The following is a 13,907-nucleotide window of genomic DNA, read 5'->3' as shown; positions in this document are numbered from 1 at the left end:
GGCAACCTGGTCTCCGCCGTCGGCGCCGGCCTCAAAGCCTTCATGAACAATATCGGGTCGCATCTGAAGAAGGGTTTGATCGGCTGGCTGCTCGGCAGCATGGCCAACGCCGGGATCCAGCTCCCCGACAAGTTCGACCTGCGCGGCATCCTGTCCATGATCGCCTCCCTGCTCGGTTTGACCTGGGGAGCCATCCGCGGCCGGATCGTCCAGAAAGGCATCCCCGAACAGGCGATGACCGCGGTTGAGGCCGGGGTGCCGCTGATCGGCAAACTGCAGTCCGGGGGTATCGCCGGGGTCACCGAGGAGATCAAGGACCAGGTCGGCGACCTCAAAGAAAACCTGCTCGGCAAGATCAGCCAGTATCTGATCCCGACCGTGCTGATCGCCGGGATCACCTGGATCGTCTCGCTGTTGAACCCGGCCAGTGCGTTCATCAAGGCCTGCAAGATGATCATCGACATCGTCACGTTCATCATCGAACGCGGCGCCCAGATCATCGAATTCGTCAACGCCGTCCTCGACGCCGTCATCGCCATCGCCGGCGGCGGCGCGGGCGGCGTACCCGCATTGATTGAAGGCGCGTTGGCGAAGTCGATTCCGGTGTTGATCGGGGCGCTGGCCGCGATTCTGGGTATCGGCGGCATCGCCACCAAGGTCAAATCCTTCTTCCAGGCGTTGTCGAAGCCGGTGATGAAAGCGGTCGACTGGATCGTCAACAAGATCGTCGCCCTGGGCAAGAAGATCTGGGCCAAACTCAAGGCCAAGGCGAAAGGCAAGGGCAAGGACGGCAAGGACGCCGACCCCACCGATGTCCGGGGCGTTGCCAAGCAGGCCGCTCAGCGTGGCTGGGCGCTGGCCGGGCAGAAGACCGCGACCCAGGTTGTCAGCCGGGCCGAGCTCGAAGCCGCCCTCGCCCCGGCCGAGGGCGCGAAGAACGGCGTCCAGGTCAAGCTCGACGTCGTCGAGGCCGGGACGCACTGGCAGGTGCGCGCGACGGCCGGCCAGGGGACCAAGCGGGCCACGGCCGAGGAGGGCAAGGGCTGGATCGCCAAGGGTGAGGGCGGCGCCTCCTGGTATTCGGCCAAGGACCACAGCGCCTTCAACCGCTCGGTCATCGACGAGTCGTTCGCCCAGTTGCGCGGCGGGGACCAGGCCGAGGACGGTGACCTGCGGACCGCGTACGCGAAGAAGGCGGCCCTGGGCAAGAGCATCGCCGTCACCCAGCAGGGGCGCCTCGACTCCCGCGTCCGTGGCCTGAAGCTCACCATCGGCATGGAGCCGTTCACCGGTGTGGTGAAGGACAAGCAGATCAAGACCACCGTCGAGGTCACGCCGAACAGCCAGACCGAGCGGGGCGAGGTGCAGCTGGAGGGCGAGGCCTTCCCGTTCGAGGTCGGCCGGGCCGAGGTCCCGACGAAGATCACCCCGGTCGGGCGCGCGAACCAGTACCTCCGGCAGACCAGCGTGCCGTTCAAGGGCAAGGACCCGTCCACCGGCTTCGTCGTCAACATGGCGGCCCAGCCCGACGACGGGGTCACCGATCTGGCCACCCGCTACCTGGACGACGCCTGGACCGACCCGCGGACGCGTGATCTGGCGTCGAGCCGGACCGCGGTCGTCGCCGGCATCAACGTGTTCGAACGGCTGGCCCCGGAGGCCGACCAGGCGGCCCGCGAGAAGGTGACCGGCGCGGTCGGCAACGTCGCGAAGCGCGACAAGCTGCTAATGGCGATCTTCGGGTTCCTCTGGCGGCCCACCTGGGTCCGCAAGGCCGGCGGCGGCGCGGTGCCCTGGGCCGAGGTCCGCCGGGCATACGGGAAACTGACCGAGAAGGCCGATCGGGACAAGGCGGTGGAGAGCGAGTCGAACTGGCGCGAGGGCAAGAAGCTGCCGTACGGCCTCTTCCGCGAGACGGTGCTCGGGTCGAGCTACACGCGGCGGGCGGTTGACCTGCTGTCCATGGCCAACCACAACGTGCACGTCCTGAGCCAGGACGCGGACGGCGGAGTGGTCACCGCGGGACCGAGCCCGATGGGCGTGCTCACGGCGTACACGGAGATTCTCACCGCGATCGGCCAGCATCCCCTGCTGACCATCGGCGGGTACACGTTCGAGGGTTTCGACTGGACCGAGGGCGGCAGCTCGCGCCGGGCCCAGCTGACCGTGCTGGCCAACCAGCTCGACCGGGCGGTGCGGGTCGCGGTCGCCAAGACCCGGCCGCGGATGCTCTACCCGACCGAGCCGAACATGCTGATCCGGGCCTGGACCGAGGACAAGAAGGGCATCTTCCAGGACCCGGCGTTGATGGACCGGCTGCAGAACGAGCAGGGCGGTACGTACGGCGTCGGCGCCGCCGAGGGCCGCAACCTGCGGGACAACCTGACCGGGCAGATCGCGAACGACTCGGTGGCCTACGAGCCGGGAACCTCGACCACCACGAGCCCGGCCCCGGACGTCGAGGGCCGGAACCTCACCGTGGACGACGCCGCCGTCCGCCGCGCACGAGCTTCCGGACGGCACGACGCGTACGCATTGATCCTGCAGTCGCAGTCGTACATGAGCTCCAAGCGTCTCGCCATGGAGATGAGCAAGTCCGAGGCAGGCACGACGGGCGCGGCCCAACGGGCCCTCGAGAGCGTCTACGCCCATGTCGACACGGTCGTGGTCGAGATGGTGAACAACCCGGAGCTCGCCGGGACGGACGCCTTCCGTGCGAAGCTGGCTGCGATCGACGCGAGGGTCGGCGAACTGGTCGTCCGCAGCCGTTACTCGGAAACCCTTCTCACCCAGGCCAAGGCCATCGCCCACGACATCATCGCCGCGCTGACCGCCGAGGAGTTCAAAGGCACCTGGGCCAGACTCAGCGAGCTCCTCAAGGAAGTTCCCGCCGAATCGGAAGGTGACCAGGCATGACCCCCTACGCCGCCATGGCCGCACAGGCCCAGGCGTTGTACGACCAGGGCCGTTCCGCCCAGGACGCGCTCCGCGAGTGCTACGGAGTCGCCTTCCCCGGCGAGATCTTCGCGATCGCCGCCTCGGGATTCGAGGAACGCGGGTCCACAGCCGAGCTGACCGACCGGCCGTGGCGGCTCCTGACCCGGCCGGTCCCGCCGGCGCCGACCGGGACGGACAAGATCGAGGAGGCGGTCGTACGCCTCGATCCCGACCTGATACCGCTGGCCTTTCTTACCGACGATGCCAGGCACGGCGACGCGCTGGTGTGTTACCGCGTCACCGATCTCACCGCCGGCGCCACCACGGTCTACGGCCTTCCGGGCGTGCTCTGGAGTGTCCCGGAAAGGCTGCCCGACGAGACCCGGCGGCTCGGCGACTCGCTCCTGGCCGTCCTGTCCGAGTATTTCACCGACGCCTACAACCGCCTCGAGCAGGAGTCGAACCGGCCCAGCAACCGGGGCACCGGCGCGATCGACAACGACACCCTCGACGAGGCCCGCTCCCTCGTGGACCTCATCGAGAGCCTCAAGCGGCAGTTGATCTTCGGCCTGAAGGAACCGGAAACGCCGGCGGGCTAGTCGCCGACCGCGGTGAAGAGGGCGGCCTTCTCGGCGTTGGACAGGTGCCGGAAGCCGCCCGGGCGCAGGTCGCCGAGGCGGATCGGGCCGACCGCCGTGCGGATCAGGCGCAGCACCGGGTGGCCGACCTCGTCCATCATCCGCCGGACGATGTGCTTGCGGCCCTCGTGCAGGACGACCTCGATCTGGGCCACCTTGCCGAGCGTGTCGACCAGCCGGAAGCTGTCGACCTTGGCCGGGCCGTCGTCGAGCATCACGCCGGACTGGAGGCTGCGGCCGACCGAGCGCGGCAGCGGCCCCTGCACCTCGGCCAGGTAGGTCTTCGCCACCTCGTACGACGGGTGCATCAGCTTGTGGGCCAGCTGGCCGTCGTTGGTGAGCAGCAGCAGCCCCTCGCTGTCGGCGTCGAGCCGGCCCACGTGGTAGATGCGCTGCTCGAAGGTGTCGAGGAAGTCGGCCAGCTCGGTGCGGCCCTTCTCGTCGTCCATCGACGCGACCACGCCACGCGGCTTGTTCATGGCGATGTAGACCATCTTGGTGTTGGTCACCACCCGCTGGCCGTCGACGTGGATCTCGGCGGTGGACGGGTCGACCTTGTCGCCGAGCTTGGCCACCCGGCCGTTGACGGTGACGCGGCGCCGGAAGATCAGGTCTTCGCAGGCGCGGCGGGAACCGACGCCGGCAAGGGCGAGCACCTTCTGCAGACGCTCAGCGGTGGCCGGATCAGCCTGAGGCATCGATTACTTCTTCCACATCGTCGGGCAGGAACGGCGCCAGCGGGGGAAGCTGGTCGACCGAGTTGAGGCCCAGCTTCTCGAGGAACAGCGTCGTTGTGCGGTACAGGTGGGCCCCGGTTTCGGGCTCGGTGCCGCATTCCTCGATCAGGCCGCGCGTAGCAAGCGTACGCATCACGCCGTCACAGTTCACACCCCGGATGGCTGAGATCCGCGACCTGGTCACCGGCTGCTTGTACGCGACCACGGCGAGCGTTTCCAACGCGGCCTGGGTGAGCCGGACGGACTGCCCGTCGAGCACGAACCGTTCCACATACGCCGCGTATTCCGGCCGGGTGTAGAGCCGCCAGCCACCGGCCGCCCGCCGCAGGTCGAACCCGTGCCCCGCGGCCGTGTACCTCGCCGAGATGTCCTCGAGCATCGTGCCGATCCGCTCGACCGGCTCCTCGACGATCTGCGCGAGCTGCAACTCGGCCACCGGCTCGTCCACGACCAGCAGAATCGCCTCGAGCGCGGCCCGCAGTTCGCCGTCCTCCATCGGGACGACCTCGACCGGCTCCTCGGCCGGCTCGGGCTCAGGGTCTTTCTTGCGCTTTCTCCTGGGTACGGCCTGAGCCGGGATCGCCGCGGCCACGGCGGCTTCCGGCTCCCCCGGCGGCTCCCCGGCCGGCGGCTCCTCGATCGCCGGCTCCTCGATCGCCGGCTCTTCGGCGAACTTCAGGTCGACCTCGGTGTCGTCGCTCACATCGACGGCGTCGGGCACCTCGACCTCGGGGCCGGTCAACACGCCGGGCTCGTCGACCGGCTCGGCCGCCCCGGCCGGCTCGTCGACCGTGCCCGGCTCGTCGGTCTCCGCCGCGATCGGAGCCACCTCGCCCGGCTCACCGTCGTCCTCGCCCTCCGCAGCCTCGCCCACGTCCACCTCCGGCTCGCCCTCTTCGGACAAATCCGAAGAGTCGGACGTGGGGGTGGGGTCGGCAACGCCCTCGGCCTCGGCTTCGACGTCGTCGGCGGCATCGGCTTCGTCGGCGGCGTCGGCTTCGTCGGCGGCGTCGGCTTCGTCGGCGGCGTCGGCTTCCGCGTCGTCGACGTCGGCTTCCGCGTCGGACTCGGCCGCGGCCTGGAAGTCGCGGTCGGGTTCGCGAGGGGACCGTTCCCAGGGCGGCACCCAGGACGCCGCCTGCGCGGCCAGGGAGTCGGGGCGATCGTCGGTCACGGTGTCTCCTCGTCGGTGTCGTGCAGGCCGTCGTGCTCGTCGTCATCGGGTTCGTCCGCTTCGGGCGTACCCAACGCGGCTATGTCTTCGTCTGTGACCCCTTCGGCTGCGGGTGGTGGCGGTTCGTCCGGCACCGGCGTGCCCTCGTAGTCGTCGATCTCCAGCTCGGCCGCGTCGTCCTCGCCGCCGATCCAGCGGACCGTGAGCTCGTCGAGCGACACCGGCTGCTCGAAGTCGATCAGGCCCTCGCGGTAGAGCTCGAGCAGGGCCAGGAAGCGGGCCACCACCTCGAGCGTGTTCTCGCAGTCGGCGACCAGCAGGCTGAACGTGGCGCTGCCGGCCCGGCGCATCCGGTCGCGCAGCAGCGTGGCGTGCTCGCGGACGCTGACCCGCACCTGGTGGATGTGCGCGATCGACACCTCGGGCGGGCCCGGCTTGGGCTGGAACTGTTTGAGCGCGAGCTTGAAGAGCCGCTCCGGCCCGATGCCCAGGACCAGGTCGGGCAGCGCCTCGGCGTACCTGGGCTCCATCGCGACCGCGCGGGGCCACCGTCGCGCGCCGGTTCCTTCCAGCTCCTCGATGTGGAGCGCGGCCTCCTTGAACGCCTTGTACTGCAGCAGCCGGGCGAACAGCAGGTCACGCGCCTCCAGCAGTGCCAGGTCTTCCTCGTCCTCGACCTCGGCGGCGGGCAGCAGGCGGGCCGCCTTCAGGTCGAGCAGGGTGGCCGCGACCAGCAGGAACTCGCTGACCTCGCCGAGGTCCCAGTCGTCGCCCATGGCCCGGATGTAGCCGATGAAGTCGTCGGTGACCTGGTGGAGTGCGACCTCGGTGATCTCCAGCTTGTGTTTGCCGATGAGCTGGAGCAGCAGGTCGAACGGCCCGGTGAAGTTGTCGAGCCGCACGAGGAACTTGCCCGAATCCGCTTCGGGAACCACCTCGGGAACTGCGGCGACGGGATCAGAAGGCACGTGCTGACCGTAGACCACCGGCTCGATGACCGTTTCAAGGCTCATCCCTACCCCCACAGCGCGAGAAACACCGTCCCGAGGAGATCAACTGGGAACATGAGCAACGGGTAACTCAACGGGAAGAAGCTGGCCGCGATCAGCACCACGACGCCGATGTTCTTCTCCTGGAACCAGAGCCGGTAGCTCTGCATGCCGGCGCCCGGCCGGCGCTGCGCCGACCAGAGCAGGCCGAAGCCGTCCAGCGGCGGGATCGGCACCAGCGAGAGCAGCCCGAAGGCGAGCAGGCTGCCCGCGATGCCCAGAATGAACTGAACGCCCCACCCGGCGAAGAACTGACCGCGCAGGATGCCTGACAAGGACACGCCGAGCAGGTCGAAGGCCGAGGGGAAGAGCAGCCGGTTGGCCAGGAAGAAGACCTGCGCGGCGAGAACGGTGGCGATCGGGCCGGCCGCGAACACCAGCGCCGCCCGGCCCCGGCCCGCGTGCCGCGGCACCTCGTCGACGTCGATGATCTTGCCCCAGCCGGCGCCGCCGACCGCCGCGGCGACCGCGCCGAACGGGTCGACGTCCTCGCGCAACCGTGGCGAGAGCGACTCGCGCCGCTCCACCAGGCGCAGCGCGCGGGCGGTGAGGCGGATGGCGAAGGCCCGCACCAGCAGCGCGAGCAGGAATCCGATGAGCAGACCGGCGAAGGTCACCGGCTGGCCGAGCGCGAAGAGCACTACCGTTCGGAGTTGGCGGCGATCAGCTCGCGGGCGAGCTGGCGGTAGTTGCGGGCGCCGGAGGACGCCGGGTCGAGCGAGGTGATCGGCGAGCCGGCCACCGTACTCTCCGGGAACTTGACCGTCTTGGTGATCACGGTCTGGTACACCTTGTCGCCGAACGCCTCGACCACGCGCTGCAGCACCTGGCGGCAGTGGGTGGTGCGGCTGTCGTACATGGTGGCCAGGATGCCCTCGAGCTCGAGGTCGAAGTTGAGCCGCTCGCGCACCTTGTCGATGGTGTCCAGCAGCAGGGCCACGCCGCGGAGCGAGAAGAACTCACACTCCAGCGGGATGAGCACGCCGTGGGCCACGGTCAGCGCGTTGATCGCCAGCAGGCCCAGCGAGGGCTGGCAGTCGATCAGGATGAAGTCGTACTCCTTGCGGACCCGCTTGAGCACCCGGGCCAGCGCCATCTCGCGGGCGACCTCGTTGACCAGCTGGATCTCGGCCGCGGAGAGGTCGATGTTGGCGGGCAGCAGGTGAAGGCCGGCGACGTCGGTCTTGATGATTACGTCTTCGGCGGTCACGTCGTCCTGCATCAGCAGGTTGTAGATGCTCAGGTCGAGATTGTGGGGATTCACACCCAGCCCGACCGAGCAGGCGCCCTGCGGGTCGAAGTCGACCAGCAGCACCTTGCGGCCGTACTCGGCCAGCGCCGCGCCCAGGTTGATGGTGGTCGTGGTCTTGCCGACGCCACCCTTCTGGTTCGCCAGCGCGATGATCCGGGCCGGGCCGTGACGATCGGTGGGCATCGGCTCGGGGATCGGGCGACGCACCGTATACGCCGTCGGGTCGGCCGGGCCCAGGTCGGCGCCGAGGTCCATGGAGCTCTGCTGCTCTCGGAGCGCCGAGGTCCAGGCCTCCGCCTGATCCGTGCCGCCTGACATTTCGCCCCCTCCCGACCCGCTCGCCGATGCCCGACTGTACGCCACCGACCGCGCGTGCTGAGGGTCAGTCATCGGCGTGTCGCGCATGGGTCGTGCTACGTCTGCACATGGCTCAACGAGCGCGCGGGTGCGAGGTGGCGTACACCTCACGAAGGCGGTCCACGGTGACCAGCGTGTAGACCTGCGTCGTGGTGACCGAGGCGTGCCCGAGCAACTCCTGCACGACGCGGACGTCGGCGCCGCCATCGAGCAGATGCGTGGCGTACGAGTGGCGCAGTGTGTGCGGCGACACCGCGTGCGCGCCCTCGGTGGGCAGGCCGGCGGCGGCCGCGGCCCGGTGCAGGATCGTCCAGGCGCTCTGCCGCGACAGCACGCCGCCACGGGCGTTGAGGAAGACCTTGGGCGTGCCCTTGCCGCTGGCCGCCAGGAGCGGGCGCGCGCGTACCAGATAGGCGTCGAGCGCGGCCCGCGCGTAGCGGCCGAGCGGGACGAACCGGGTCTTTCCCCCCTTGCCGTGCAGCGTGACGGCGTCGTCGGCCAGGTCGTCGACGTCCAGCCCGACCGCCTCGGAGATCCGCGCGCCGGTGCCGTAGAGGAACTCCAGCAGCGCCCGGTCGCGCAGCACCAGCCCGTCGTCGCCGGCCGGGGCCGCCAGCAGGCGCTCGACCTGATCGAGGTCGAGCGCCTTGGGCAGGCGTTTCGGCGGCGCCGGCGGGCGTACGTCACGGCTCACATCCACCGCGACCAGCCCTTCCCGGGCGGCGAACCGGTGCAGCCCGCGCACCGCGCTCATCGCCCGGGCCGCCGACGACGCCGACAGCGGCGGGTGATCGTCGTCGCCGGTCCTCAGCACGGCCAGATACGTGGCGACGTCCTTCGCCGTCATCTCCTGGATGTTGATCTTGGCGTGACGGGTGTAACGATCAAGATCCCGCTGGTACGAGGACAGCGTGTTCCGGCTCAGGCCGCGCTCGACGCTGAGGTGGTCGAGATACGTCCGGACGACCTTAGTTAAGGGCGTCATTCAGGCTCAGCGTGGCCATGCCGTGCGCCTCGGCGACCGGACCGTACGTGACGTGGCCGTCATGGGTGTTCAGGCCCAGGGCGAGCGCCGGGTCGTGCCGGACGGCGTCGCGCCAGCCGCGGTTGGCCAGCTCGAGCGCGTACGGCAGGGTGACGTTGGTCAGCGCGTACGTGCTCGTGTGCGGCACCGCGCCCGGCATGTTGGCCACGCAGTAGAACATCGAGTTGTGCACCTGGTAGACCGGGTTCGCGTGGGTGGTCGGCCGCGAGTCCTCGAAGCAGCCGCCCTGGTCGATCGAGATGTCCACCAGCACGCTGCCCGGCTTCATCCGCGACACCAGCTCGTTCGGCACCAGGTTCGGGGCCTTCGCGCCCGGCACCAGCACCGCGCCGATGACCAGGTCGGCGTCGAGCACCGCCTTCTCGATCTCGTAGGCGTTGGAGGCGATCGTCTGCAGGTGGCCGCGGTAGTCGGCGTCGGCGGCCCGGAGGCGGGCGATGTTCTTGTCCAGGACCAGCACCTCGGCCTGCATGCCGAGGGCGATCGCGGCGGCGTTCATGCCGGACACCCCGGCGCCGATCACCACGGTCTTGGCCGCGTACACGCCCGGCACGCCACCCATCAGCACGCCGCGGCCGCCGCCCGACCGCATCAGGTGATAGGCCCCGACCTGGGGCGCGAGCCGGCCGGCGACCTCGGACATCGGCGCGAGCAGCGGCAGCGACCGGTCCGGCAGCTCGACCGTCTCGTACGCGATGCCGGTGACCTTGCGGTCGATCAGCGCGTCGGTGCACTCCTTGGAGGCGGCCAGATGGAGGTAGGTGAACAGCACCTGACCGGCGCGCATGCGCGGGTACTCCTCGGCGATCGGCTCCTTGACCTTCAGAATCAGGTCGGCCGTGCCCCACACGTCGTCCGCGGTGGCCACGATGGTGGCGCCCGCCGACACGTAGTCGTCGTCGGTGATCGAAGAGCCGTTGCCGGCGCCCGTCTGCACGTAGACCTCGTGCCCCGCACGGGCGAACTCGAACACGCCGGCCGGGGTGATCGCCACCCGGAACTCGTTGTTCTTGACCTCGCTGGGAATGCCGACCTTCACGGCCTCTACCGTCCTCTCCACGCGCGCCGGGCGCCGTTGCCCACCGACGACCCCGAGGTTAGCTTCCCAGTGCCGCATTCAGGTTTCCGCCGAACGGCGCGAAGATCACTTCCTCGCTGCCCGTTTGTCCCCCTCTACGCGCGGCTCTTACTTGCGGGCGACCCCGCCCCAGATGGCCACCTCGCGGCGTGGGGGGATTTCGGCGCCTTCGTCCGGTCGCCACTCGGTGACCGGCACGATGCCCGGCTCCTCCAGGGTCATCCCCTCGAAGATCTCGGCGAATTCGTCCCGCGACCGCGTCCAGACGTCGGAGCGCCCCGCCGCCCGCATCTCGGCATGCGCCGCGCGCATCTCCGCGGGTGCGAAATCGATGGTCGCGTGGGTCGCGGTCAGGTAACTGCCGGCCGGAAGACCAGCCATGATCTTCTGTACGAGCGGAAGCGCGGCGCCGTCCCCCGGAATGAAATGCAGGACCGCCACCAGCATCACGGCCACCGGCTGGTCGAGGTCGAGCGTGCTCCGCGCCTCGGCCAGGATCTGCTCCGGATCGCGCAGATCGGCCTCGAGATAACTGGTCCGCCCCGCCTTGGAAGACGTCAGCAGCGCCCGCGCGTGGGTCATGACCAGCGGATCGTTGTCCACGTAGACCACCCGGGCATCCGGCGCGACCCGCTGCGCGACCTCATGGGTGTTGTCCGCGGTCGGCAACCCCGTGCCGATGTCCAGGAACTGTCGCAGCCCTCGCTCGGCGGCCAGGAACCGCACGGCCCGCTGAAGCATGGCCCGGTTGGCCCGGGCCGCGGTCCGGACCGCCGGGAATTTCCGGACGAACTCGTCGCCCGACTCACGGTCGGCGGCGAAGTTGTCCTTGCCGCCCAGCCAGTAGTTGTATCGCCGCGCCGGATGGGCGACCGACGCGTCGATCCCGAGTTGTGGCCCCTCTACCCCATCCGTCACACCGTCCACCATAAAGAGCGGGATCGATGCCCTTCCCCCGCGCCGTCACGATGTCGTCAAAATCACCCACTGCCCATGCAACATGGCAGGTCAGCTGTGCAGCTCGGCCAGTTTGAGCTCGACCGCCCGCCGGGTGACGATCATCCCCAGCTCCGTGAGCCGGCCGGTGACCTCGTCCACGGCGGCGGCGGCGGCCAGGTCGACCGTACCCAGATCGACCGTCACCCGCGTGCCCCGCAGCTTCTCCGACCGGGCGACGACGGTGTCGACCGACGCGTCCGGCCGGATGGCGCGGACCTGGTCGGTGAACGCGTCGTCGGCGATCGCGCCGACCAGGACGCCGATGGCCGCGTACCGGCCGCGCGGCTCGGGCTCGGCCGGGCGGAGCGGACTCCACGTGCTGTCGTAGCCGTTGTACGTCGCCGGTCTCAGCGCCGGCTCCACCTCGCCGTCGCCGGCCGGGTCGCCGGTCAGCGTGACGCGCCAGGCCTCGGGAAACCGGTCCTCCCAGTCATCGGCGTCCGGGTAGTCGCTGTAGTACAGGCTGCGGAACGGTTCGATCGACCATTTCCGTACGGTGAGCGGCAGGCTCACCGCGTCGGCCAGACCCTGCGTGAACTCGGGGTCGCCGTCGACCACCCGGCCGACGTTGGCCCGCCTGACCTCCACGACCGCGACACCGTCGCCCTGATCGAAGCGGTTGAGCCACACATAGAAATTCGCCACTTGTCCTCCGCAACGGCCGCCGGACTCACGGATCGTCCGGTCCCTTGAACAACGGCCCGACCTCGGGCTTGTACTTGACGCCACCGGACTGCTTGGCGGAGTTGCACGGCCCGCACAGCACTTCCAGGTTCGACTCCAGGTTGTACCACTGACCGCGCTTCCCCTGGTGCGTGTTGCTCCCGGTGCTGCCGCCGTGCCCCGGGGCGTTCCAGTGTGAAGCCACCGGTGTCATGTGATCCAGCGACGCGGCGGCGGCCGGCGCGATGTGCGCGGCCCGGCCTCCCCCGCCCTTGCAGTAGAAGAAGTTGTCGTCGTCGTAGCCGGTCTGGTCCTTCAGCCCCGGGTGCCGCTTCTTCGCGTCGATCAGCAGCGGCAGGTCGCGGCCGAGGACGGCACGCTCGGTCGCCGCGGTGAAGCCCGGATAGAACGTCGTCCGGATGTCCTTCGCGTACTCGTTCTTCAGACGTCCGTCCACGGCGTACTTGGACGGGTGCTTGAGCAGGTCCGCCGTCTCGTACCCGTGCTCCATCGCGGCCGCGAGCAACTTCTCGGCGATCTCGTTGATCTGGAACGCGACGTGCTTCTCCTCGGCCTCGGTCCAGCCGCTGCCGTCGGCCAGCCGGTCGCCGATCTTCTCCAGATCCTGCTTCCAGCCCTGGAACCGCTGCCGCATGGCGTTGCAGGCCGCGTCGCCCGACCGCTTCTGCTCCTCGGCGATGCCGTGGTTGAGCTTCACCACGATCCGGTCCCGGTCCGCCTTCAGCTTGTCGACCTTGAGACTCCCCTTCGGGGGCCCGGTGAGACTCTTGTAGCCCTCGGCCAGAACGCGTTCACGCTCGGCGGCACTCTTCGGGATCAACATCCGAAGCATCGACGTGTACGCGTTCCCGCCGGTCGCCTGGGCATGGCTGAGCACCGCCCGCGACTGCACCGTACTGAGCGACGCGAGAATCTCGGCGTGCGCGCCCTTCGCGTCGAACGCCTTGGTCTTGCTGTCGGCCCGCGCCGTCTGCACGTGGACACCCCAGGTGGCCGACGCGTCGTCCTCCGGGGTGATGGTCGCCTTCGGATACCTGCCACGCACGGGCGTGAGCGCGGCGTCGACCTCGCCCCGCTCGAACGGGCCGCGTCCTAGCCGCTCGACGGCTGATTTCGCGTCCATCGAGATCGCCTTGGCGTCCGGTTTCCCGTCCGGGCCGGTCTTGCCGTCCTTGCCCTTGCCTTTCGCCTTGGCCTTGAGTTTGGCCCAGATCTTCTTGCCCAGGGCGACGATCTTGTTGACGATCCAGTCGACCGCTTTCATCACCGGCTTCGACAACGCCTGGAAGAAGGATTTGACCTTGGTGGCGATGCCGCCGATACCCAGAATCGCGGCCAGCGCCCCGATCAACACCGGAATCGACTTCGCCAACGCCCCTTCAATAAGCGCGGGTACGCCACCCGCTCCACCACCGGCGATGGCGATCACGGCGTCGAGGACGGCGTTGACGAATTCGATGATCTGGGCGCCGCGGTCGATGATGAACGTGACGATGTCGATGATCATCTTGCAGGCCTTGATGAACGCGGACGCCGGGTTCAACAGGGAGACGATCCAGGTGATCCCGGCGATCAGCACGGTCGGGATCAGATACTGGCTGATCTTGCCGAGCAGGTTTTCTTTCAGGTCACCGACCTGGTCCTTGATCTCCTCGGTGACCCCGGCGATACCCCCGGACTGCAGTTTCCCGATCAGCGGCACCCCGGCCTCAACCGCGGTCATCGCCTGTTCGGGGATGCCCTTCTGGACGATCCGGCCGCGGATGGCTCCCCAGGTCAAACCGAGCAGGGAGGCGATCATGGACAGGATGCCGCGCAGGTCGAACTTGTCGGGAAGCTGGATCCCGGCGTTGGCCATGCTCCCGAGCAGCCAGCCGATCAAACCCTTCTTCAGATGCGACCCGATATTGTTCATGAAGGCTTTGAGGCCGGCGCCGACGGCGGAGACCAGGTTGCC

The 13,907-nt window shown here is 69.0% G+C and carries 12 protein-coding genes; 2 read left to right on the top strand and 10 right to left on the bottom strand.

All coding sequences use genetic code 11. The annotated features are described in order from the left end of the window. Together AB0O15_RS47600 and AB0O15_RS47595 are read left to right on the top strand one after the other, a co-directional pair. A partial coding sequence (locus AB0O15_RS47600) for a hypothetical protein (RefSeq protein WP_364334745.1) occupies positions 1-2,916 on the top strand: 2,916 nt, incomplete at its 5' end. Continuing rightward, entirely contained in the window at positions 2,913-3,536 is a 624-nt protein-coding gene (locus tag AB0O15_RS47595) for a hypothetical protein (RefSeq protein WP_364334743.1), read from the top strand. The genes AB0O15_RS47600 and AB0O15_RS47595, both read left to right, overlap by 4 nt. On the opposite strand, the gene AB0O15_RS47590 is transcribed toward AB0O15_RS47595, so the two are convergent. The 10 genes from AB0O15_RS47590 to AB0O15_RS47545 all read right to left on the bottom strand — a co-directional run. Next, positions 3,533-4,273: a pseudouridine synthase gene (locus tag AB0O15_RS47590; protein ID WP_364334741.1), complete on the bottom strand. Its 741-nt coding sequence runs from the start codon at positions 4,271-4,273 to the stop codon at positions 3,533-3,535. The two genes, AB0O15_RS47595 and AB0O15_RS47590, sit on opposite strands and share 4 nt — an antisense overlap. Continuing rightward, a complete protein-coding gene (gene scpB, locus AB0O15_RS47585; RefSeq protein WP_364334747.1) occupies positions 4,260-5,141 on the bottom strand; it encodes an SMC-Scp complex subunit ScpB in 882 nt (293 codons plus the stop codon). The genes AB0O15_RS47590 and scpB overlap by 14 nt, the downstream gene beginning before the upstream one ends. A 341-nt stretch (positions 5,142-5,482) precedes the next feature. Then, positions 5,483-6,499, bottom strand: coding sequence for a segregation/condensation protein A (locus tag AB0O15_RS47580; protein WP_364334738.1), 1,017 nt, complete (start codon positions 6,497-6,499; stop codon positions 5,483-5,485). A gap of 2 nt (positions 6,500-6,501) precedes the next feature. Beyond that, positions 6,502-7,176: a hypothetical protein gene (locus tag AB0O15_RS47575; RefSeq protein WP_364334735.1), complete on the bottom strand. Its 675-nt coding sequence runs from the start codon at positions 7,174-7,176 to the stop codon at positions 6,502-6,504. Then, a complete protein-coding gene (locus AB0O15_RS47570; protein ID WP_364334732.1) occupies positions 7,176-8,105 on the bottom strand; it encodes an AAA family ATPase in 930 nt (309 codons plus the stop codon). The genes AB0O15_RS47575 and AB0O15_RS47570 overlap by 1 nt, the downstream gene beginning before the upstream one ends. A gap of 112 nt (positions 8,106-8,217) precedes the next feature. Further along, positions 8,218-9,129, bottom strand: a complete 912-nt coding sequence (locus AB0O15_RS47565) for a site-specific tyrosine recombinase XerD (protein WP_364334729.1) — start codon at positions 9,127-9,129, stop codon at positions 8,218-8,220. Then, positions 9,113-10,228, bottom strand: a complete 1,116-nt coding sequence (gene ald, locus AB0O15_RS47560; protein WP_364334726.1) for an alanine dehydrogenase — start codon at positions 10,226-10,228, stop codon at positions 9,113-9,115. The genes AB0O15_RS47565 and ald overlap by 17 nt, the downstream gene beginning before the upstream one ends. A gap of 147 nt (positions 10,229-10,375) precedes the next feature. Beyond that, positions 10,376-11,185, bottom strand: coding sequence for an SAM-dependent methyltransferase (locus AB0O15_RS47555; RefSeq protein ID WP_364334723.1), 810 nt, complete (start codon positions 11,183-11,185; stop codon positions 10,376-10,378). A 90-nt stretch (positions 11,186-11,275) separates the two neighbouring features. Continuing rightward, positions 11,276-11,911 (bottom strand): hypothetical protein, encoded by a 636-nt coding sequence (locus AB0O15_RS47550; RefSeq protein ID WP_364334720.1) that lies wholly within the window; start codon positions 11,909-11,911, stop codon positions 11,276-11,278. Between the two features lie 25 nt (positions 11,912-11,936). Beyond that, a partial coding sequence (locus AB0O15_RS47545; RefSeq protein ID WP_364334717.1) for a hypothetical protein occupies positions 11,937-13,907 on the bottom strand: 1,971 nt, incomplete at its 5' end.

Origin of the sequence: Actinoplanes sp. NPDC089786 (assembly GCF_040684855.1) — a bacterium.
In the GTDB taxonomy this organism is placed as follows: Bacteria; Actinomycetota; Actinomycetes; order Mycobacteriales; family Micromonosporaceae; genus Actinoplanes.
Note: the sequence above shows the minus strand (reverse complement) of the source record. Positions and strands in the feature narration are given on the sequence as shown.